The organism is Priestia sp. SIMBA_032 (assembly GCF_046535215.1).
Taxonomy (GTDB): domain Bacteria; phylum Bacillota; class Bacilli; order Bacillales; family Bacillaceae_H; genus Priestia; species Priestia aryabhattai.
On record NZ_JAWRXD010001257.1, the window covers coordinates 1 to 248 of the forward strand.

At 73.0% G+C, this 248-nt stretch carries 1 protein-coding gene; it reads right to left on the reverse strand.

Going from position 1 to position 248, the window contains the following annotated elements; all coding sequences use genetic code 11:
- Positions 1–248 (reverse strand): hypothetical protein (locus tag SB717_RS38365; RefSeq protein ID WP_410908446.1); only part of this gene is annotated, 248 nt, incomplete at both ends.

A 248-nucleotide genomic window follows, 5' to 3' on the forward strand; every position in this document is an offset into this window, starting at 1 on the left:
GATGCGATCCGCGAGGGCCGAGGCGCCCTCGGCATCGAGTCCGTACGCCACCGGATCCTGCAGCGCGGCCCGCGCGTCGGCCGTCACGCTCTCGAGGAGCTCGCGCTTCTCGTCGGCGTAGTCGTCGAGGTCCACGTCCTCGGCGCGTGCGAGCGCCGCCTCGATGCCGGATGCGTCGACGTGCGAGGGATCCGAGGCGAGCTTCACGACGCCGATGGCGTCGACGTTCAGCGTCGCCCCGTCGGCGG